We start from the raw sequence: 19,833 nt of genomic DNA, 5'->3' as shown, positions 1-19,833 counted from the left end.
GGCGGGTCCCGGCGAGGGGGGGTGGGGCTACTCGGCGCGGGAGAACTCCGATGCCCGGGCGACCTGCTCGGGAGTCAGAGCCACCCCCGTGTAGCGTTCGAACTGCCGCGCGGCCTGCAGGGCGACCACCTCGGCGCCGGTGACCAGCTGCTTCCCGGCGTCCCGACCGGCCCGGACCAGCGGTGTCTCGGCCGGGAAGGCGACGACGTCGAACACCACCTCGGTCGCCTCGATCGCCTCCGGGCCGAACGACAGCGCATCGGAGTCAGGGCCGTTCATCCCCAGCGGGGTGACGTTGACGATGACCGCGGCCCCTGGGGCCGGGTCGTGGTCGGTCCAGGCGTACCCGTACTTCTCGGCCAGCGCCGGGCCGGCGGTCGCATTGCGGGCGAGCACGGTCAGGTCGTCGAAGCCTGCCCCGCGGAAGGCGGCGACCACCGCCTTCGCCATGCCGCCCGAGCCGCGGACCAGGACCGAGGAGGAGGGATCGACGGCGTGCCGCCGGAGCAGTTCGGCGACGGCCTCGTAGTCGGTGTTGGACGCGGTCAGGTGTCCGTTGTCGTTCACGATGGTGTTGACCGACTCGATCGCCGCCGCGGACTCCTCCAGCTCGTCGACCAGCGGGATCACCGCCTCCTTGAACGGCATCGACACCGAGCAGCCGCGGATCCCGAGCGCCCGTACGCCACGGATGGCGCCCTCGATGTCGTCGGTGCCGAAGGCCTTGTAGATGAAGTTCAGGCCGAGCTCGTCATAGAGGTAGTTGTGGAACCGGGTGCCGAGGTTCGATGGGCGACCCGACAGCGAGATGCACAGGGTCATGTCCTTGTTGAGAATCGGCACCTTGGTACTCCTGCGATAGGCCGGTCGGTCGGTACGACTCTACGGGCCGGACCCGATAGCCCCCAAGGACAGGTGGCGTACGCCGGTCAGCGGCCCATTGCGGCAGGGCGTCGCCATCGCACTCCCATGCAGCCAGATGGGGAAACTTGCAACTCTGGCACTTGGACCACTTTCAACGCCAGGTCTGAGACTTTTAAACTTTTACAAGTCTTGTTAGTCTTCAGTCCTGCCATGGAGTAGCGAACAGCTCGGGGACTTGCTTCTGCAACTCCAAGGTCACGGTGGTGACTTGACCGAGGTCGAAGTCAAGCTCGGCGCGGGCGGAGTACCGAGCCTCGGAGAGACCCTCTGCGCCTTCGGCAACATGCCCAACGGGGGAACAATCATCGTGGGCCTTGATGAGCGCGCGGGCTTCGCCACCGTCGGAGTGAGCGAGCCGGCGGCTCTCGAGGCCAGCATTGCCAGTCAGGCCCGCAATGGCATTTCTCCACCATTGCAGGTGGCCTTCGAGGAAGCCGAGGTGGATGGGGCCGTCCTGGTGGTCGCTACGGTGAACGGGCTCCCATCCGACCAAAGACCCTGCCGCTACGGGGGCAAGGCATATCTTCGGCAAGCCGACGGCGACTATGTCATGAGTGAACAGGAGGTCCAGCAGATCCTGGCACTACGCCAACGCCCCCGCCATGAAGCGGTCGCCATTGATGGCACGACGCTCGCAGACCTCGACGACGAGTTGCTTCACAACTTCCTCACGACCGCCAGATCAACGTCTCGGAGACTCTCCACTCAGGCGGACGAAGACGTCCTTCGGAGAAAAGCCGTACTGGCACCGGATGGCAAGAAGCTGACGCTGGCGGGACTCTACGCCCTGGGCTCCTATCCGCAGCAGTTCCTTCCCAGTCTGTCGATTACGGCCGCGGTCCAACTTGACCCACGCAGCGGGCAACGCACGAGAGACCTCGTCCACCTGGACGGCCCTGTTCCCGCACTGCTGGAAGGAGCCATGGAATGGGTTCAACGAAACACCAGGACGGCCATCCGCTTCGGTCCTGACGGTCATGGCCACGACGAGGCAGAGATTCCCCTGGTGGCCGTAAGGGAGCTTGTCGCCAATGCACTCGTCCACCGCGACCTTGGCGTACACACCCGGAGCAAGCGCGTCGAGCTGAGGTTGCGCGACGACCAGCTGATCATCGGCAACCCAGGGGGCCTGTACGGGGTCAGCCGCGAACAGTTGGGAACAGAGGGCGGCAAATCCGCAGTCAACGAGTTCCTCTACGACATCTGCAAACTCACTCGGACCAGTTCCGGTACGCGCGTGATCGAGGGCGAGGGAGGTGGCATCCGGGAAGTTCAGCGCGCACTGCGATCGGCCAGTATGCGACCACCCACCTTCATCGACAAGGGTGTCAGTTTCACAGTTCTTGTCCCCCGCCACGCCCTTCTGGCAACCGATGACATCACGTGGCTGGGCGAGACCAAGGCTGCGGCGCCGCTATCTGACGTGCAGAGGCAGATCGTCACGTCCATGAGACATGGGCAGACATGGACGAACAGCTTGGTCCGCAAAGAGTTCGCACCCATCGATTCCATCCAGGCTCGTTCCGAGCTCCGAGGTCTGGTGACGGCAGGGCTTGCTCAGACAAGTGGCCAACGAGCGCAGACGACCTACTCCATACGTCCGGAGTTCTTGGCTGCCCCTCCCGGATCACCTGTACCGCACGTCATCGTGCGTCCTCCGCACATCGCCGATGAGCCGGACCAGGACACCCTCCCCATTCCCGAGCTGTCTGGCGGTCCCGGCTCACATGTCAGCAGGAATGCGCCGGTCGTCTGGGAAGCGCTCGGCCACGGACCGGCGACGCTCGACCAGATCATGCAACGAGCCGGACTCTCGGAGTCGCAGACTCGCTACGCTCTCAGGACCATGATGGATGCAGGCTTTGTCTCAGTTCGAGGCGGGCAAGGGGTGAAAGGGACTCTGTACACACGGGGACAGGCCATCACTGGCACATGACGTGCGAACCTCCACGGCGAGCCGGCTACAGCAGCATGGCCCTCTTTCTGTATCCCTTGCAGTGAGTTCTCCTCCATGCGGTCTGAGTGATCTCACCCGGCGACCCCCAGCGCCAGGGGAAGCACACCCGGCGCCCCGGCCCGCCGCAGCAGCCTGCCGGCCACCGCCATCGTCCAGCGGGAGTCGACCAGGTCATCGACCAGCAGCACCGGGCCGGCGAGGTCGGCGAGCCGCTCCGCGAGCTCGGCCGGCACCTCCCACCGGTCCCACACCGAGGCCAGCCGGAAGGCGCTGTTGCCCGTCGTGGTCGGCCCCGCACCGGCATGGAGCGGCAGCACCCCGAGGTCGAGCAGCCGCCCCACCCGGGCCAGCCCGGCCACCGTGGAGGCGACCAGCTCCGGCCGGCCGACGGAACCGACCCCGATCACCGCGACGGGGCGGGCCTGCCAGTTCCACCCGCTGAGCACCTGGATGCAGGCCGTGGCGAGCTCGGTCGGGAGCGGCCGATCGACCGGGCGTCCCTCGGTGTCGGGGGCGAACATCTCCCGGAGACTGCGGCCGTGGCCCAGGTCGGTCAGCCGGGCGATCGCCCGCCCCTCCTCGAGGGTCTCCCCCGCCGGGATCCGGCCCTTGAGCGGGATGCCAAGCCGATCCATCCCGGAGGGCCACTGGCGGCGCGGCTCGATCGGTACCCCGGCGTGGGCCAGCTGGGCGCCGGCCTCGGCCAGCACCTCCCCCGGCACGTCCTGCGGATACCAGGCCGGCTCCCCGGCGGCGCGCAGGCAGACGTCGCACCGCCCGCACGGGTGTGCCTGGGGGTCGTCGAGCTGGGCGGTCAGGAACTCCATCCGGCAGACCGCGCCGGCCTCGTACTCGACCATCGCGCCCTGTTCGGCGGTCCGGGCAGCGGCGATCCGCCCGTACCGCTCGGCGTCGTACGTCCACGGCACACCCGTCGTCCGCCAGCCCTGCTGGACCTTCTCGGCCGATCCGTCCACCGCGAGCACCTTCAGCAGCAGTTCCAGCGGGGTCCGGCGGATGTCGACCCGGGCCTCCAGGGCGGCTGCGGACAGCGGCCGGTCCGCCTCGGCGAGGGCGGCCAGCACGGCGGAGGCCCTGGCTTCGCTCGGCATCGACGCGGAGGCGAAGTACTGCCAGATGTCGCGATCCTCCGGGCCCGGGAGCAGCAGCACGTCGGCCGTCTCCACGGCGCGACCCGCCCGGCCGACCTGCTGGTAGTAGGCCACCGGGGAGGAGGGCGCGCCGAGGTGGACGACGAAGCCGAGGTCCGGCTTGTCGAACCCCATGCCGAGGGCGCTGGTCGCAACGAGGGCCTTGACCTCGTTGTCCTTCAGCGCCTTCTCGGCGGCCTCGCGGTCGGCCGGGTCGGTCCGCCCGGTGTACGAGCGCACCCGGTGCCCGTGGTCGGCCAGCAGCCGTGCGGTGTCCTCGGCGGCGGAGATGGTCAGGGCATAGATGATGCCGCTGCCGGGCAGGTCATCGAGGTGGGCGAGCAGCCAGCCGAGCCGGTGCCGGGCGGTCGGCAGCCGGAGCACGCCCAGGCGCAGCGAGTCGCGGGCGAGCGGTCCCCGGACCACGAACACCTCCTCGGGGTCGGCCGGCCCGTCGCCCACGAGGCGTACGCCCAGCTGCTCGGCGACGTCGGTGATCACCCGGCTGTTGGCGGTGGCGGTGGTGGCCAGGATCGGCACACCGTCGGGCAGCTGGGCGATCAGGTCGCGGATCCGCCGGTAGTCGGGTCGGAAGTCGTGACCCCAGTCGGAGATGCAGTGCGCCTCGTCGACCACCAGCAGGCCCATGTTCGCGACCAGGGTCGGCAGTACGTCCTCGCGGAAGCGGGGGTTGGTGAGGCGTTCGGGGGAGATCAGCAGCAGGTCCACCGCACCGGTCCGTACCGCCTCGATCGTCTCGCCCCACTCGGTGGCGTTGGCGGAGTTGATCGCCGCGGCACGGATGCCGGCCCGCTCCGCCGCCGCGAGCTGGTCGCGCATCAGGGCCAGCAGCGGGGAGACGATCACGGTGGCGCCGGCCCCCTGCCGGCGCCGCAGCAGGCAGGAGACGAAGTAGACCGCGGACTTGCCCCAGCCGGTGCGCTGTACCACAAGGGCGCGGCGACGGTCGGCCACCAGCGCCTCGATCGCCTCGTACTGACCGTCGCGGAAGTCTGCCTCCGCGACCCCGGTCAGGTCACGCAGGATCGTACGGGCATCGTCACGCAGCGTCATGGGTCCAGTGAACCCGATGGGACAGACAACCCCGAACCTCACGTACGTCCGGGGCGCGGGACGGCGCTCCCGACTAGGCTGGCGGACGAGCCGGCGCCCCGGCCGACTCGACACCCGTCAGGAGACGACATGGGCTACGCACTCAGCACCACCGTGGACAAGGGCTTCGACGAGACGCTGGCCGCGACCCGGGAGGCGCTCGCCGGCCAGGGCTTCGGCGTACTGACCGAGATCGACATGGCAGCCACCCTGAAGAAGAAGCTCGACGTCGACATCCCCCCGCAGGTCATCCTCGGCGCCTGCAACCCGCCGAGCGCGTACGAGGCGCTGCAGGCCGAGCCCTCGATCGGGCTGCTGCTGCCGTGCAACGTGGTCGTCCGGGCGGCCGAGGGCGGGACCACGATCGTCGAGGCGATCGACCCCCAGACCATGCACGTGATCACCGGCAATGCGGCGATGCAGCCGGTGGCCGACCGGATCAGCGGCATGCTCGAGGCGGCCCTGGCCAGCCTGAACGGCTGACCCGGGTCCGAGCAGCCGCCCTCGATCAGGCGGCTCCTCGATCAGGCGGCTCCTCGATCAGGCGGCTCCTCGATCAGGCGGACACCGCCCGGTCCAGCTCGACCACCTTCGGGAACAGCACGTTGTTCTCCTTGTGCACGTGCAGGTGCAGGTCCTGCTCCATCTGCTGCAGGCCGGCCAGCATCGCCGCGTACGAGGCGCAGCCGTCCTCGGGGGTGGTGTAGCCGCCGGTGGTCCGGTTGATCTCGGCGAACAGGTCACCGACCACGTCGTGCTCCTCGACCAGCCGCTGCACGGCCTCGCCGAGCGAGCCGTCGCCGAGGCGCACCGGCGCCTGGGTCCGCTCCAGCCGGGTGATCGCGGGGAAGACCACGCGCTCCTCGCGGGTCAGGTGCGGGTCGAGGTCGGCGACGGCCCGGGCGTACAGGTCACCGACGTGGGCCAGCTCGGGGTGGCGTCCACCGTGGACACCGACCACCTTGGTGACCAGGGCCTCCAGCCGCGGCATCTCCTCCCACAGGTAGGCGTGGTGGGTGTCCACGATGTCGTGCGCCAGCCCGGACAGGTCGGAGGACTCCCAGTGCAGCGGCGCGGTCGCGCCCTCCAGTTGCAGGTCGGCGGCGACACGATCCGGGTCCAGGCCCTGGGCGGTGGCCGCCTCGGACAGGCTGCGCTGCCCCCCGCAGCAGTAGTCCAGCCCGTACGACTCCAGGACGCGGGTCCGGCGGGGGTCCTCGGTGACCAGGTCGCCGATCAGTGCTGCGGTGTCGATGCTCATCGCTCTTCCTTCATCCGTGGCGCCGGCCGGTCCGCCGGCGCTGCTCAGGTCCGTCCCCACGACCGATCCGTGGGGGGATGGACCCAACGTACGGAGCCGTGGCCGATGGCTCCTTGACGCGGATCAAGTCGGTGCCCGGCCGGGTGGGGGCCCTAGGATCAGCGACATGGAGATGGTCATCACCATCGGTCTGGTCGCCCTCGTCGTCGTCGCGACCTCCGTCGTGGCCGACCGCCTCCACGCCTCCGCCCCACTCCTGCTGATGCTGGTGGGTCTGGTCGGATCGGTGCTGCCGTTCGTCCGTGTCCCGGCACTGTCACCCGAACTGGTGCTGGTCGGGCTGCTGCCGCCGCTCCTGTACGCGACGGCCGTCAACACCTCATTGGTCGACTTCCGCCAGAACCTCCCGTCGATCGGCCTGTTGTCGGTCGGGTTGGTGCTGTTCACCGTCGCCGGAGTGGGGCTGGTGGTCCGCCTGGTGCTGGACGTGCCGTGGGCCGCGGCCTTCGCCCTCGGCGCCGTCGTGGCTCCGCCCGATGCCGTGGCCGCGTCCGCCGTCGCCCGCAGGGTGGGCCTGCCCCGACGGATCGTGACCGTGCTGGAGGGTGAGTCACTGGTCAACGATGCCACCGCCCTGACCAGCCTGCGCAGTGCCACGATCGCCCTGACGGTCTCCCTGAGTGCGGTCAGTGTAGGGCTGGACTTCCTCTGGGCGGTGCTCGCCGCCGTCGCCGTCGGGCTGGTGGTCGCGAGGCTGGCCGGGCTGGCGTTCCGGCACCTGGACGAGGCGCCGGTCACCACGGCGCTGTCGTTCATCGTGCCCTTCGCCGCCTACGTCCCCACGGAGCTGGTGCACGGCTCGGGGGTCCTGGCCGTCGTGGTGGCCGGCCTCGCGCTCGGCCACCGGTCACCCCGCGACCAGGGCGCCGAGGAACGGCTGGCCCAGCGGATCAACTGGAGCACCGTCCAGTTCCTGCTCGAGAACGCGGTCTTCCTGCTCATCGGCCTGCAGGCGACGAGCATCGTACGGGCTGCCGCGGACTCCGGCCACGACGCCAGGGTCGTGGTCCTGTCGTGCGTCTCCGCCCTGGCCGCCGTGATCGTCCTCCGGATGGTCTGGGTGCTCGCGACCCGCGCGATCCTGCGCGGACGGACCGCGTTCACACTGCGGGAGAGCCTGGTGGTCGGCTGGGCCGGGATGCGCGGTGTGGTGACCCTGGCCGCCGCCCTCGCCCTGCCCGCGACGACGCCGGGCCGACCGGTCCTGGTGCTCGCCGCGCTGGTGGTGACGGTGGGCACCCTGCTGCTCCAGGGGGCGACGCTGCCGCTGCTCGCGCGCCGGCTGGGACTGCGCGGCCCGGATCCTCGCGAGGACGCGATCAGCACCGCCGTCGTCCTGCAGAAGGCCGCCGGCGCAGGGATCGCTGCGGTCGAGCAGCTGGCCGGCCCCGAGGACCGGGCAGTGGTCGACGAGTTGCGCGCCGAGGCCCGCCGCCGGGTCAACGGCGTCTGGGAACGTCTCGGCCGCCCCAGCAGTGAGCACGGAGCATCCCCCCAGCGCACCCGGCACGACCTGCGCCTGGCAGGCCTGGCCGCCGAGCGGGAGGAACTGCTGCGGATCCGCGACGAGGCGAGGGTGGACCAGAGCGTCGTGAGCAGCATCCTCAACGGCATCGACCTGGAGGAGTCCCTGGCCGGTTACCTGAACGGTGAGGACCTCGCCACGTCCGAGGTCCCGTTCCATGCTCAGCTCCCCGACGAGCCGTGCGAGCACCTTCGTTCAGCCCCGCAGGTGGTGGCGCCCAGCTCGCTCACCGGCTGCCCGGACTGCCTGCGGGCCGGTCTCACCTGGGTCCACCTGCGGATGTGCCTGGACTGCGGCAACATCGGCTGCTGCGACTCCTCACCGGGGCGACACGCCGCCGCGCACTTCCGCGCCACGGGGCACCCCGTGATGCGCTCGTTCGAGCCCGGTGAGTCGTGGCGGTGGTGCTTCGTCGACGAGATCCTCGGCACCGAACCGACCGAGGAGACGCCCACGTCACTGGGGTGAGCACCTGATCCGCGCGGCCCGGGACGCGAACACGCCCCGCGGGCGGGAGCCGGCGGGGCGTGGTGGGAAAGAGCCACGAGAGGGGACCGGGGTGGCGGACGATTCGCCACCCCGGTCAACGCCTGTCAGGTGAAGATGCTGACGCCACCGGGGCCGACGAGCAGCCCGACGACGATCAGGACGATGCCCCACAGGATCTGCCTGCGGAACAGCGCCAAGATGCCGGCAATCACGAGGACCGCGGCGATGATCCAGAGGATCGTACTCATGTCATGCCTTCCTGTTGATGCCTTTGAAACCCTGTCGAAGCGGCCCCGATCGGCCGCCCGGATACCCAAAGTCTACTGTGACAGGCCAAGACTGTCGACAATGCCAAGCGGCAGTCCTGACGCCCGGCCCGGCGTGACCGGCAGGAGCGGGCCGCCCGACAACGCCCGGCAACACAGCGGGCGCACAAGCTCTCCGGCGTAGATTCGCGGGTCCGTACCAGAGAAGAAGACTCGCGTCCGCGGCGGCTCGTCCCGGCCGGCGAGGTGCAGCCCCCACGGGGGGCATCGCTCCCCGCCGGCCGCCCGGGTGGGGCGCGCGGAGAGGATGCCCACGTCATGCACACCCACCCCACCCCGGCCGTCGGGGCGGCACCTCTCCGTTTCCGTGCGGTCGGCCGCGGCGGCGCCACCGGTCCACTGTCGCCGTACGCCCTGGGGCGTGGCCTGGTCGTGGGGGCCGCCTACGGCTTCTTCTGCGTCGTCGCCTACCTGCTGTCCCACCAGGTGTCGCTGGGTGCCTCCCTGTTCCCGGCGGCAGGGGTCTCGCTCGCCGGGCTCCTTCTCTCGCGGCGCCATGCGTGGCCGGTCATCCTGCTCTGTGTCGGGCTGACCGAGTGGGGCGTCGACCTGTGGCACGGCGCACCGTTCACGGTCGCCGTCACGTTCGCCGTCGCCAACACCGTCGAACCGCTGGTCAGCGCCCTGATCGTCGAACGCCTGGCGGGACGTCCGTTCTCCTTCCTGCAGGTGCGGTCGATCCTCACCCTGACCTTCGCCGCCTGCCTGTCCCCGGTGATCTCGGCGACCATCGCCTCCGCCGGCGTCGCCGCCGCCGGCCTGGCCCCGTTCTGGACGTGGTGGGAGCGCTGGTGGGCGGGCGACCTCCTCGGCGGGCTCGTCGTCACCGCGGCGCTGGTCACCTGGGCGGAACGCGAACCGACCAAGAAGATGCGACCCCGGGCCGCCTTCCTGATGTGGATGTCCATCATCGTCGGCGCCACGGCGTACGTGGTGGGGGGCCAGCGGATCCCGGTGGTCTTCCTGGTCGCACCGCTCATCGTGCTGCTCGCCGTGCAGGGCGGCGCCAAGGGCATCGGGGTGGCGGCGCTGACCCTGGGGGTCCTGGGCGAGTTGGCCGCCTGGGCCCACACGGGTCCTTTCTGGGTCGGCTACTCACGCCCGGTCGGGGTCCAGCTGGACCAGCTCTTCGTCGGCGCCTCACTGTTCACCATGCTGGTCCTGCACGCCGCGTCGGCACAGGCCCGCCGGGCGGAGTCCCAGGAGCGTGACCTCGAGACCATCGGCCGGGTCGCCAACCAGGTCGCCCACGACATCACCCACCTGCAGTCCCTGATGCTGGCCAACTGCGAGCTGCTCTCGGTCCAGCTCGATCCGCGCGGACAGCACTGGGGCGCGCTCGAGCGGATCGTCCAGGGCGCCAACCACACGGCCGAGCTGACGGCGCAGCTCCAGAGGGTGATGGCGCCCTCGTCCGACGCCGGCGCCACCGATGTGAACGGGGTGCTGCGTTCGATGGAGCCGTTGTTGCGCACCGCCGCCGGTCGCCACGACCTCACGGTGGAGACATCGACCCGCTCGGACCTGGTGGACGTGCCGGCGACCAGCGTCGAGCAGATCGCCCTCAACCTGGTCCTCAACGCACGTGACGCGATCGGTTCGGAGGGCCACATCGGCATCGCCACCCACCTCGAGGGACCAACGGGCGGCTCCCCCGCCCGGCTCGTGCTGGTCGTGGCGGACGACGGGCGGGGGATGGACGAGCGCACCCTCACCCACGCCTTCGATGCCTGGTTCTCGGACAAGCCCGGCGCCTCGCGAGGCGTCGGCCTGGCCGGTGTGCAGCGCATGGTGGCGGCCTCGCACGGGACCGTGGGGATCAGCAGCATGCTCGGCCAGGGAACGGTCGTACGGATCGAGTGGCCGCTGGCCGGCCCCGCCGCGGAAGCCCCGATCGACGGCCCGGTCGACGGTACGGCGGGTCCCGGGGGGAAGGCGCCCGCTCCACCCTCCGGCCCGCAGCGCGGGAACGTCCTCGTCCTCACCTCCCACAAGGAGCTCGAGGACCAGCTCACGGGGGTGCTCGGCGCCGTCGGCTACACACCGCACGTCGCCTCGAGCACCGGCCAGGCCCTCGAGCTCAACCGTTCTCTTCCGTCCCTCGAGGCGGCACTGGTCGAGTCGACGCTCACCGGTCTCAACGGAGCCTCGGTCGCGGTCCGGCTGGACCACGACCGCTCCGGCCTGCCGGTCCTGCTCCTCGGCGACGTCCCCCCGGCGATCGGCTACGAGATGCCCGACCTCACGGCACACTGCCCCCTGCCGGCAGCGGACTCGAGCATCCGCCAGTGGCTGGGGGCAGTGGTACCGGAAACGGGTGTGCGGTAGCAGGTCGGTCAGACCGTGGAACCCTCGCCGGAGGCCCGGTGGCCGTCGTCGTCATCCTCGGCCCCATGGACGTACGCCCGCTCCAGCAACTCGGAGATGTCGAGCCCCTTGCTCTCCTGCTCCAGGGAGACGCGCAGCCCCATCGTCCTGTGGATGGCGAAGGCGATGACCAGGGTCAGCACGAAGGCGAAGGCGAACACCACGGCGACCATGAGTGCCTGGACCCCGAACAGATGCCATCCGCCACCGAAGAACAGGCCGTTCTCGATCCCGGGACTCATCGCGGAGTCGGCGAACAACCCGACCGCGATCGTGCCGAACATGCCGCCGACCAGGTGCACCGCGACGACATCCAGGGCGTCGTCGTACCTCAGCACGAACTTCAGGCCAGTGGCGTAACAGCAGATCGCACCGGCCAGGATGCCGATCGCCAGCGCGGAGAACGGATCGACGTAGCCGGCTCCCGGGGTGATGGCGGCCAGACCCGCGATGGCACCCGAGGCCCCGCCCAGGCTGGAGATCGAACCTTCCTTGATCTTCTCGACGATGAGCCACGCGGTCATCCCGGCCGCCCCCGCCACCTGCGTGTTGACCAGGGCGTGTACGGCGTGCGGATTCGCCCCGAGGGAGGATCCGGCGTTGAAGCCGAACCAGCCGAACCACAGGATGCCGGTGCCCAGCAGGACGAGGGGCATCGAGTTCGGCCGCTGCACGCGCCACTTCACCGGCCAGCCGGTGCGGGGGCCGATCACCCACAGCAGTGCCAGTGCGGCCGCTCCGGCCGTGGTGTGGACGACAGCGCCGCCGGCGAAGTCGAGGCCACCCATCTTCGCGATCCATCCGACCGGGCTGAAGATCCACTTGACCACCGGCGGATAGACGACGATCGACCAGATGGTCACGAACACGGCCCAGCTCGTCAGCTTGAGCCGGTCCGCGGTGGCACCGGTGATGAGGGCCGGCGTGATGATCGCGAACATCATCTGGAAGTGGAAGAACGCGAAGTTGGGCACGGTGAGCGCGAGGCCGCCGACGAAGCCGGGCAGGGTGATCGTGTCGAGCCCCTGGACGCCGAACTGCGACAGGTCACCGATCAGGCCGCTGGAGCCGGCGAAGGACAGGCTGAAGCCGATCACCAGCCAGGTGACCGTGACGATCCCGATGCACAGGACGTTCTGCAGGATCATGTGCAGCATGTGCTGGCTGCGGACCATGCCGCCGTAGAAGAGGGCCAGGCCGATGACCATGAACAGGACGAGGCCGGTGGATATGAGGACCCAGGCGGTGTCCCCGGTGTTGAAAACGTGCACAGTCGTGCTCCTGTGGTGCGTGGGGTGCTGCGGGCGTGACGATCAGCGGCTGCGGGATGCAGCCGGGGTGCCGAGCAGGTGGAGGTGGACCGGCGGCGCCGGTCCCGAAGGTGCTAGCGGCCGTCCGAGAGCCTGCCGCCGCGCCAGCGGCGGAGGTTGTCCTCCGGGTAGGTCGAGTCAGCCGGATCGATCGGGACGACCCCGAGGAAGCCGGCCTTGGCGAGGATGAAGAACCAGCCGACGATGACGAAGGCCGAGGTGAAGGTCGGCATCCCCAGGGGACTCAGCAGGACGCTCATCGTCGCCCACGCCCACACGGTCACCAGCGTGCCGAAGAGCGTGTAGAGCGCGCCCATCCGGTTGAGGACGAAGAAGACGCCGCCCAGGGCCATCGCGGTCAACGCCGCGTTGAAGCCGTAGAGGCCGAGCGCGACGGGAGTCTCGCTCGCCCCGTAGAGCAGGGCCACGGCGACGCCGGAGAGGGAGCCGAGCAGCCCCATCAGGGCACTGACCCGGCTGTTCAGCGCGATGCCGATGACGATGACGATCCCGCTGAGGGCGTTGTCCTGGAAGAAGATCTCGGCGATGCCCTTGAACGTTCCCTCGTACCAGGTCTCGATGGTGACGGGTTCGGTCGCGATGAGGTGGGAGGGCAGGATGGCCTGCAGGAGCGGGCCCGGGTGGAAGTCGCCGAACTGCAGGGTGGCGAAGATGAACATCCAGGCGGTGAAGACGAACGGTGCGGTGAGCGCTGGTACCTTGCGGGAGCCGAGCAGGGACGAGATCGCGGCGAGCATCACCGTCGTCATGGCCGCGCCGACGACGATGTAGACGTACAGCAGGGCGTCGGGCCACTGGCCGGCGGTGAAGTCCTGGCTCAGGTAGGCGTTCAGGCCGATGCCCAGCAGTACCCCGTTGAAGCCACACAGCCCGGCGTCGACCAGACCGCGATCCATCCGCAGCAGCAGGGCGGTGCCGGTGGAGGCAACGACGCCCACGAGGGCGGCGACGAGGTAGACGCGGGAGTTGATGCCGATCGCCACCAGGATGAACAGGCCGGTCAGCCAGTTGCCCTGGAAGACGACCTGGCCGGTGCCGCGCAGCACCCGGTCGACCCACCGGAGGGCGATGTTGCTGCCCGCGCCGGGGAAAGGTGCCCGCAGCACGTCGAGCATGGTGTCGAGAGCCGGTGTCCTGATCGGCTCGTTGACTGTCGTTGGCATCGTGTTCGTGTTCTCCTAGTCCTGTTCCCGCTCGTGGACGGCCGGCGGGAAGCCGTGCTTGGCCACGTGGATCGGCGCCACCGGTGCGTCCAGCAGTACCCTCCGGACGCCTTCCCAGCAGCGGTGCAGGGCACCTTCGACGTGCCGGGTGGCGCTGCCGAGGACGCGTACGTGCACGCCGCAGCCCGAGGGCATCACGCTGGCCGCTGCGGCCACGTCGGCCAGCCGGTCCAGCCGGTCGTTGAGCTCACCGGCCAGCACGGTCGGGTCGGGCAGGTCCTGGGCGATGACGTACATCGTCCCCACGTCGGTGTGCGGGCCGAGGATGCCGGCACGCTGCGGATGGGCCCGGTCGGGCTCGAGCACCGTGGTGTCCGCGACGACGAGCCGGCCGTCCTCGTCGGTGCAGCGCATCCGGGTGTAGAGGCAGTCGTACGCGAACTCCTCGCCGAGCGCGACCCGGCCCGGAGTGACGTGGTCCTGGTAGACCAGCACCGCATCGCGAGCCACGGTGAAGTTCAGCTCGGTGTAGACGCGGGCGCCCCGGTAGGGGATCAGTGCGTCGAGCAGTACCTCGCAGTACGCGCCCGAGCCGACCACCAGGTCGATCCGTTGGGTGGCGTAGTTCGCCTCCGTCGTGTACGCCTTGCTGGCCGCCTGCGTGGTGACCAGCACCCGTGCCCCCTCGCCGACGACGATCTCGGTGCGGAGGCGGTCGCCCTGCAGGATGCCGGCCCCGACCGACTGGATGAAGACGACCGCCATGTCGTCGAGGTACTCGTCGAGGTACAGCGCCCGGTGGACGACCTGGGGCCCCGAGCAGAAGGTCTCCGTCATCCGCGTACGGCCGTCGATCGCCTCGAAGCACAGCCGCAGGAAGCCGGTCTTCCCGCGGGAGGCGGCCGGCAGCTGGCGGAGTTCCTCCTCGTAGCGGGCGAACTCCGCAGGCAGCCGCTTCACCTCCGGCCAGTGCTCCGGCGCCAGGTCCTCAGGCGCGATCAGGTCCGTGGCCATCGATCAGGCGCTCGGCACGCGGTCGGGCAGGTCGGTGAAGAGGGTGTCGTGGGCGATCGTCCGGACGACCTCGAGGATCCCCTCACCGGTGTGGCAGTTGGTGAACAGGAGGGGGCGGTCGCTCGGGCGCATCCGGCGGGCGTCGCGGTCCATCACGGCGAGGTCGGCGTTGACGTACGGCGCCAGGTCCATCTTGTTGATCACCAGCATGTCGGAGTGGGTCACGCCCGGACCGTTCTTGCGCGGGATCTTGTCCCCCGCCGCGACGTCGATGACGTAGATGAAGTAGTCGACGAGCGCCGGGCTGAAGGTCAGGGTCAGGTTGTCGCCGCCGCTCTCGATGAAGGCCATCGAGGCGTCGGGGAAGGCGCGCTCCAACTCCTCCAGGGCCCCGAGGTTCATCGTCGGGTCCTCGCGGATGGCGGTGTGCGGGCAGGCGCCGGTCTCGACACCGACGATCCGGCTCGGGTCGAGGATCCCGTCCAGGTTCGCCCGGACGTGCTTGGCGTCCTCCTGGGTGACGATGTCGTTGGTGATCACGACGGGGTTGTAGCCGTAGCTGAGGAAGACCGGGATGATCGCCTCCAGCAGGCTGGTCTTGCCGGACCCGACGGGGCCCCCTACTCCGATGCGCGGCATGCTCATGGTGGTCGGCTCGATTCTGTGACGTGGTTCTTGGAGAAGGTGTGGTGTTCCGGTGGCCCCTCGTGGGAGCGGCCGGGAGGGCGGCTCAGCTGGCGAAGAGCCGCATCCGGGAGCGTTCGTGCCGCATCTGCATGATGTCGATGGTCGGCGCGAAGGCGCGCATGTCCTGGTAGGGCATCCGGAGGGCGAGGTCTGCCGAACGTACGATCGCCGGCTGGATCCGCCGCAGGATCACCTGGGCCTCCAGGTGGTCCAGCCGCATCAGCCGCAGGGCGGCTCCGAGCAGGGCCGCCGTGTAGGCGTACAGCTCGCCCAGCACGGCGGTGTGGGCGTCGATCCGGAAGGCTGCGGAGACGATGCCGAGCACCACCGCATGGCTGCCCACCGCACGGCCGTCGTCGATCGCGGCGCCGAACGCCGGGAGCACCGTGGAGTCCGGCGCCAGCCGCTTCCCGGTGGCGACCAGTTGGCGCCCCGTACGGACGGAGGACGAGGAGACCTCCCACGGCAGGCGCATCGCGTGGACGAGCCGGTCCAGGTCGACCAGGGTGGCGAGGTCGCCGGACCCGGTGGCCCGTACGGCGGTGGCCACGGCCACCGCCTCACAGGTCGCGACCGATTCGGACAGGTAGTCGATGACGACCTGCTCCAGTGTGCCGGCGTCGTGCACCAGGCCGCTCTCGACGCACATCTCCAGCCCGTGTGAGAGGGTGTAGCGCCCCGACGGGAAGAGGCTGTCCGCGAGCTGGAGCGCCCCGAGGAACGACTCGGGAGTGCCCGTGAAACCCGTCGGGGTCACCGGCCCGTCACTCGTGGACATGCAGCTCGTGTTCGAGGGCAGGCATCCCGGTGGGCAGGTCGCCCGGCTGCACCGGCACGAAGTCCCACTCGATGCCCTCGAACCCGTGGGTCCGGACGACGGTCTCCATCACGAGGCGATCGATGTTGACCGGCGTCAGCACCACGTCGTTCTCGACCTTGATCGGCCAGTGCTGGTTGCCGAGCATGTGGCCCAGCCGTACGCCGAAGGCGAAGAGCTCCTCGGGTGGCAGGGTCTTGCCCATCCGCAGGGCCATCGCCTCGCTCGGCGCGACGTTGACCAGGAAGAGCCGGGAAAGGTCGTCGCCGGGCACCAGGACGTCCCCGTCCTTGAGCACCTCGGTGTCCAGGTCGATGCCGACTTCGGTCGACGCGGAGGAGGTCGTCCGCAGCCGGCGCCGGCCGGCGTCCGCGAAGGCGATGTCGAGGTGTTCGACCTCACCGAGCTTCTCCCGGCGCTGGACCTCGAACTCGACGATCTGGTCGGTCGTGGTGTTGCCGTAGATACGGTTGAGCACAAGCATGCTGAATCCTTGGGGGTAGAGGGGTCTTACTTCCGGTGGGCGGCGGCGAGCCAGTCCGACCGGCGGGCGCCGAGGTCGACGCGCCCGAGGGACTTCTTGGCCCCGGGGCGTTGGGACGCCCGCAGGAAATGGCCCTCGCCGTCCAGCAGGACGGCTGAGCCGACCACGAGCTCCTCGGCGACGACACATTCGCCGAGCTCGTGCTCGTGGAAGTCACGGTTGAGGTGGGTCAGGGGGTCCACCGGCCCGGCCAGGGCGGCGATGACGCCGCCCTGGACCGTGCCGTGGCAGACCTGTTCCGCATCGATGAGGAGACCGGCCTCGTCGACGTTGCGCCGATGGGTGATGTGGCGGACATTCACGGGTGATCACTCACTTCGCTGCGTCAGACGCAGTAGTAGGCCTGCGTCAGGGGCAGGGACTGGGCGGGCTCGCAGGTGGCGATCTCGCCGTTCACCCGGACTTCGTAGGTCTCCGGGTCGATGGAGATCCTGGCGGTGGTGTTGTTGCGCACCATGTCGCGCTTGGAGATGGCCCGCGTCTTGCTGACCGCGTGCACCTTGCGCTGCAGGCCCAGCTTCTGGGCCACACCGGCCTCGACGGCTGCCTTCGACATCAGCGTCACGCTGGTACGGGGCATCGCCAGCCCGAAGGATCCGAACAGCGGCCGATAGTAGACCGGTTCGGGGGTCGGCAGGGAGGCGTTGGGATCGCCCATGATGCCCCAGTTGACGAAACCGCCCTTGACGATCATCTTCGGCTTGGCGCCGAAGAAGGCGAACGGCCACAGCACGATGTCGGCCATCTTGCCGACCTCGAGCGATCCGAGGATGTCGGAGCAGCCGTGGGTGATCGCCGGGTTGATCGTGAGCTTGGCGAGGTAGCGCAGCACCCGGGCGTTGTCGTTGCCCGAGTCGTCACCCTCGAGGGGTCCGCGCTGGTCCTTCATCTTGCTGGCCGTCTGGAAGCAGCGGATGAAGTTCTCACCGAGCCGGCCCATCGCCTGGCTGTCGGAGGAGTACATGCTCAGCAGTCCGAGGTCGTGGAAGACGTCCTCCGCGGCGATCGTCTCGGCCCGGATCCGGCTCTCGGCGAAGGCGACGTCGGAGGGCACCTTCGGGTTGAGGTGGTGGCAGACCATCAGCATGTCGAGGTGCTCGTCGATCGTGTTCACGGTGAACGGGCGCGTCGGGTTGGTCGAGGAGGGCAGGGCGAACATCTCCCCCGCGATCCGCATGATGTCGGGGGCGTGGCCACCGCCGGCACCCTCGGTGTGGAAGGTGTGGATCGCCCGTCCGTCGATCGCGTCGATGGTGTCCTCGAGGTAACCGGACTCGTTGAGGGAGTCGGTGTGGATGGCGACCTGGATGTCGTAGTCGTCGGCCACGTCGAGGGCGGCGCGGATGACGGCCGGGGTGGCGCCCCAGTCCTCGTGGACCTTCAGGCCGCAGGCGCCCGCCTCGATCTGCTCGATCAGGGTGCCGGGCAGGGAGCTGTTGCCCTTGCCCAGGAAGCCCATGTTGACCGGCAGGCCCTCGGCGGCCTCGAGCATCCGGGCGATGTTCCACGGGCCCGGGGTGCAGGTGGTCGCGGCGGTGCCGTCGGCGGGTCCGGTGCCGCCGCCGATCATGGTGGTGATGCCGTTGGACAGTGCGTCGTACGCCTGCTGCGGGCTGATCATGTGGATGTGCGAGTCGATACCACCGGCGGTGGCGATCAGGCCCTCGCCCGCGATCACCTCGGTGCCGGCGCCCACCACCAGGTCGCGGTGGACACCGTCCATCACCTGCGGGTTGCCGGACTTGCCGATCCCGGCGATCTTGCCGTCCTTGACGCCGATGTCGGCCTTGATCACGCCGAGCATCGGGTCGAGCACGACCACGTTGGTGATGACCAGGTCGAGCACGCCCTGGTCGTTGCGGAGGCCGGGCATCTGGCCCATGCCGTCACGGGCGGTCTTGCCGCCGCCGAAGACGAGCTCGTCACCATGGACGAGCAGGTCCTGTTCGATCTCGATGTAGAGCGAGGTGTCGGCGAGGCGCACCTTGTCGCCGGTCGTCGGCCCGTACAGCGCCGCGTATTCCTGCCGAGAGATCCCAGCCATGGAGTTTCCTCTTTCGTTTCTTGTCCGTTGACCGGGTTACTCGGCCTGGGCGCCGCGGAAGCCCTCGGCGTACGCGGCTCGGCGGGCTCGCCGGCCGGTGGCCCCGGCATCGACGCCACCGTCGACCAGGCCGGCGAAGCCCTGGATCCGCCGGGTGCCGCCGAAGGGCACCAGGGTGACCTCGGCGTCAGTGCCCGGCTCGAAGCGCACGGCGGTGCCGGCGGGGATGTCCAGTCGCATACCCAGGGCCGCGTTCCGGTCGAACTCGAGCGCCTTGTTCGCCTCGAAGAAGTGGTAGTGGGAGCCCACCTGCACGGCCCGGTCGCCGGCGTTCTTGACCGTCAGCGTGACGCGTTCGCGGCCGGCGTTGAGCTCGACCTCACCCTTCCCGGTGATGACCTCTCCAGCCTTGCTCATGCCGTGGCCCCCTTCTCGGAGTGGTCGGACTTCGGGGACTGCTTGGGGGGCTTCGGCTTGTGCGAGGGCTGGATCGGCTCGTGCACGGAGATCAGCTTGGTCCCGTCCGGGAACGTCGCCTCGACCTGTACGACGTGGACCAGGTCGGGTACGCCTTCCATGCACTCCTCGGCGGTGACGACCTGGCGGCCGTACGCCATCAGGTCGGCGACGGACCGGCCGTCGCGGGCACCCTCGAGCAGCTCGTCGCAGACGATCGCGATGGCTTCCTCATAGTTCAGCTTCGTGCCGCGATCGCGGCGACGACGGGCGAGTTGGGACAAGGCATAGATGTGCATCTTGTCCATCTCGCGCGGGGCGAGCATCATGATTCGGTTTCTCCTTCGCTTCGGCCATGGCCGGCGCGCATCCGCGGTGACCGGTCGTCGTGCAGACCGGTGACGGCCAGGAACGGCCGACCGGTGCTGGGCAGATGCGGTGCAAAGGCGACTGTCTCGGACGCATCGCAGAGCCCCATTGGTTTCACGGCTTCAGCTTTGCGGACCGTTGTCAAACGCGAGGGAAACTGCGGTCAACTCTCGGTCAATTCACGGAGGCCTGCCGATCGGCCGCTGCCCGCGGGGTGGAGGAACCGGCTCGGCTC

General features: G+C 69.5%; 18 protein-coding genes. 4 read left to right on the top strand and 14 right to left on the bottom strand.

Annotated features, from left to right (window positions below):
• Nucleotides 1-27: 27 nt before the first annotated feature.
• Nucleotides 28-843: a shikimate 5-dehydrogenase gene (locus GA0111570_RS14385; RefSeq protein WP_092612794.1), complete on the bottom strand. Its 816-nt coding sequence runs from the start codon at nt 841-843 to the stop codon at nt 28-30.
• A 289-nt stretch (nt 844-1,132) separates the two neighbouring features.
• Here GA0111570_RS14385 and GA0111570_RS14380 point away from each other — a divergent pair, with 289 nt between their 5' ends.
• Nucleotides 1,133-2,860 carry an ATP-binding protein gene (locus tag GA0111570_RS14380; protein ID WP_139283265.1) on the top strand — a complete coding sequence of 576 codons (1,728 nt, stop codon included), beginning with the start codon at nt 1,133-1,135 and terminating at the stop codon, nt 2,858-2,860.
• 92 nt (nt 2,861-2,952) lie between these two features.
• Here the strand turns inward: GA0111570_RS14380 and GA0111570_RS14375 are convergent, their stop codons facing one another.
• Nucleotides 2,953-5,106 (bottom strand): RecQ family ATP-dependent DNA helicase, encoded by a 2,154-nt coding sequence (locus tag GA0111570_RS14375; RefSeq protein ID WP_092612789.1) that lies wholly within the window; start codon nt 5,104-5,106, stop codon nt 2,953-2,955.
• Nucleotides 5,107-5,235: 129 nt separating this feature from the next.
• On the opposite strand from GA0111570_RS14375, the gene GA0111570_RS14370 reads away from it, so the two are divergent.
• Nucleotides 5,236-5,628 (top strand): DUF302 domain-containing protein, encoded by a 393-nt coding sequence (locus tag GA0111570_RS14370; RefSeq protein WP_092612786.1) that lies wholly within the window; start codon nt 5,236-5,238, stop codon nt 5,626-5,628.
• A 73-nt stretch (nt 5,629-5,701) separates the two neighbouring features.
• On the opposite strand, the gene ric is transcribed toward GA0111570_RS14370, so the two are convergent.
• On the bottom strand, nt 5,702-6,406 hold the full coding sequence (ric, locus tag GA0111570_RS14365) for an iron-sulfur cluster repair di-iron protein (protein ID WP_092612783.1): 705 nt from the start codon (nt 6,404-6,406) through the stop codon (nt 5,702-5,704).
• A 166-nt stretch (nt 6,407-6,572) separates the two neighbouring features.
• Between ric and GA0111570_RS14360 the strand changes: the two genes are divergently transcribed.
• A complete protein-coding gene (locus GA0111570_RS14360) occupies nt 6,573-8,459 on the top strand; it encodes a Na+/H+ antiporter (RefSeq protein WP_175557517.1) in 1,887 nt (628 codons plus the stop codon).
• A gap of 125 nt (nt 8,460-8,584) precedes the next feature.
• Here GA0111570_RS14360 and GA0111570_RS17755 read toward each other — a convergent pair whose 3' ends face one another.
• Nucleotides 8,585-8,728 (bottom strand): GPGG-motif small membrane protein, encoded by a 144-nt coding sequence (locus GA0111570_RS17755; RefSeq protein WP_175557516.1) that lies wholly within the window; start codon nt 8,726-8,728, stop codon nt 8,585-8,587.
• Nucleotides 8,729-9,064: 336 nt separating this feature from the next.
• Between GA0111570_RS17755 and GA0111570_RS14355 the strand changes: the two genes are divergently transcribed.
• On the top strand, nt 9,065-11,134 hold the full coding sequence (locus GA0111570_RS14355) for an MASE1 domain-containing protein (RefSeq protein ID WP_092612780.1): 2,070 nt from the start codon (nt 9,065-9,067) through the stop codon (nt 11,132-11,134).
• A gap of 8 nt (nt 11,135-11,142) precedes the next feature.
• Here the strand turns inward: GA0111570_RS14355 and GA0111570_RS14350 are convergent, their stop codons facing one another.
• From GA0111570_RS14350 to GA0111570_RS14310, 10 genes are all read right to left on the bottom strand, one after another.
• Nucleotides 11,143-12,444: an ammonium transporter gene (locus GA0111570_RS14350; protein ID WP_245703228.1), complete on the bottom strand. Its 1,302-nt coding sequence runs from the start codon at nt 12,442-12,444 to the stop codon at nt 11,143-11,145.
• 113 nt (nt 12,445-12,557) lie between these two features.
• A complete protein-coding gene (locus GA0111570_RS14345; RefSeq protein ID WP_092612777.1) occupies nt 12,558-13,667 on the bottom strand; it encodes an urea transporter in 1,110 nt (369 codons plus the stop codon).
• Nucleotides 13,668-13,682: 15 nt separating this feature from the next.
• Nucleotides 13,683-14,681: an urease accessory protein UreD gene (locus GA0111570_RS14340; RefSeq protein ID WP_092612774.1), complete on the bottom strand. Its 999-nt coding sequence runs from the start codon at nt 14,679-14,681 to the stop codon at nt 13,683-13,685.
• 3 nt (nt 14,682-14,684) lie between these two features.
• Nucleotides 14,685-15,326 (bottom strand): urease accessory protein UreG, encoded by a 642-nt coding sequence (ureG, locus tag GA0111570_RS14335; protein ID WP_092612771.1) that lies wholly within the window; start codon nt 15,324-15,326, stop codon nt 14,685-14,687.
• An 85-nt stretch (nt 15,327-15,411) separates the two neighbouring features.
• A complete protein-coding gene (locus GA0111570_RS14330; RefSeq protein WP_092612768.1) occupies nt 15,412-16,146 on the bottom strand; it encodes an urease accessory protein UreF in 735 nt (244 codons plus the stop codon).
• Nucleotides 16,133-16,669, bottom strand: a complete 537-nt coding sequence (locus GA0111570_RS14325) for an urease accessory protein UreE (RefSeq protein WP_175557515.1) — start codon at nt 16,667-16,669, stop codon at nt 16,133-16,135. The genes GA0111570_RS14330 and GA0111570_RS14325 overlap by 14 nt, the downstream gene beginning before the upstream one ends.
• A gap of 26 nt (nt 16,670-16,695) precedes the next feature.
• Nucleotides 16,696-17,031: a hypothetical protein gene (locus tag GA0111570_RS17750; protein ID WP_175557514.1), complete on the bottom strand. Its 336-nt coding sequence runs from the start codon at nt 17,029-17,031 to the stop codon at nt 16,696-16,698.
• 23 nt (nt 17,032-17,054) lie between these two features.
• A complete protein-coding gene (ureC, locus tag GA0111570_RS14320; protein WP_092612762.1) occupies nt 17,055-18,773 on the bottom strand; it encodes an urease subunit alpha in 1,719 nt (572 codons plus the stop codon).
• Between the two features lie 36 nt (nt 18,774-18,809).
• The gene (locus GA0111570_RS14315) at nt 18,810-19,190 is read right to left on the bottom strand and encodes an urease subunit beta (RefSeq protein ID WP_092612759.1); all 381 of its coding nucleotides are present in this window, start codon (nt 19,188-19,190) and stop codon (nt 18,810-18,812) included.
• Nucleotides 19,187-19,558 carry an urease subunit gamma gene (locus GA0111570_RS14310; RefSeq protein ID WP_092612757.1) on the bottom strand — a complete coding sequence of 124 codons (372 nt, stop codon included), beginning with the start codon at nt 19,556-19,558 and terminating at the stop codon, nt 19,187-19,189. The genes GA0111570_RS14315 and GA0111570_RS14310 overlap by 4 nt, the downstream gene beginning before the upstream one ends.
• Nucleotides 19,559-19,833 lie beyond the last annotated feature (275 nt).

The organism is Raineyella antarctica, from assembly GCF_900092135.1.
Classification (GTDB): domain Bacteria; phylum Actinomycetota; class Actinomycetes; order Propionibacteriales; family Propionibacteriaceae; genus Raineyella; species Raineyella antarctica.
This window is presented reverse-complemented; position numbering and strand designations above follow the sequence as displayed.

Bases quoted from the DNA above. Each gene is read 5' to 3' on its own strand.
- GA0111570_RS14375 (WP_092612789.1), bottom strand. From the start codon at position 5,106: ATGACGCTGCGTGACGATGCCCGTACGATCCTGCGTGACCTGACCGGG.
- GA0111570_RS14370 (WP_092612786.1), top strand. From the start codon at position 5,236: ATGGGCTACGCACTCAGCACCACCGTGGACAAGGGCTTCGACGAGACG.
- ric (WP_092612783.1), bottom strand. From the start codon at position 6,406: ATGAGCATCGACACCGCAGCACTGATCGGCGACCTGGTCACCGAGGAC.
- GA0111570_RS14360 (WP_175557517.1), top strand. From the start codon at position 6,573: ATGGAGATGGTCATCACCATCGGTCTGGTCGCCCTCGTCGTCGTCGCG.
- GA0111570_RS17755 (WP_175557516.1), bottom strand. From the start codon at position 8,728: ATGAGTACGATCCTCTGGATCATCGCCGCGGTCCTCGTGATTGCCGGC.
- GA0111570_RS14355 (WP_092612780.1), top strand. From the start codon at position 9,065: ATGCACACCCACCCCACCCCGGCCGTCGGGGCGGCACCTCTCCGTTTC.
- GA0111570_RS14345 (WP_092612777.1), bottom strand. From the start codon at position 13,667: ATGCCAACGACAGTCAACGAGCCGATCAGGACACCGGCTCTCGACACC.
- GA0111570_RS14340 (WP_092612774.1), bottom strand. From the start codon at position 14,681: ATGGCCACGGACCTGATCGCGCCTGAGGACCTGGCGCCGGAGCACTGG.
- ureG (WP_092612771.1), bottom strand. From the start codon at position 15,326: ATGAGCATGCCGCGCATCGGAGTAGGGGGCCCCGTCGGGTCCGGCAAG.
- GA0111570_RS14330 (WP_092612768.1), bottom strand. From the start codon at position 16,146: ATGTCCACGAGTGACGGGCCGGTGACCCCGACGGGTTTCACGGGCACT.
- GA0111570_RS14325 (WP_175557515.1), bottom strand. From the start codon at position 16,669: ATGCTTGTGCTCAACCGTATCTACGGCAACACCACGACCGACCAGATC.
- ureC (WP_092612762.1), bottom strand. From the start codon at position 18,773: ATGGCTGGGATCTCTCGGCAGGAATACGCGGCGCTGTACGGGCCGACG.
- GA0111570_RS14315 (WP_092612759.1), bottom strand. From the start codon at position 19,190: ATGAGCAAGGCTGGAGAGGTCATCACCGGGAAGGGTGAGGTCGAGCTC.
- GA0111570_RS14310 (WP_092612757.1), bottom strand. From the start codon at position 19,558: ATGATGCTCGCCCCGCGCGAGATGGACAAGATGCACATCTATGCCTTG.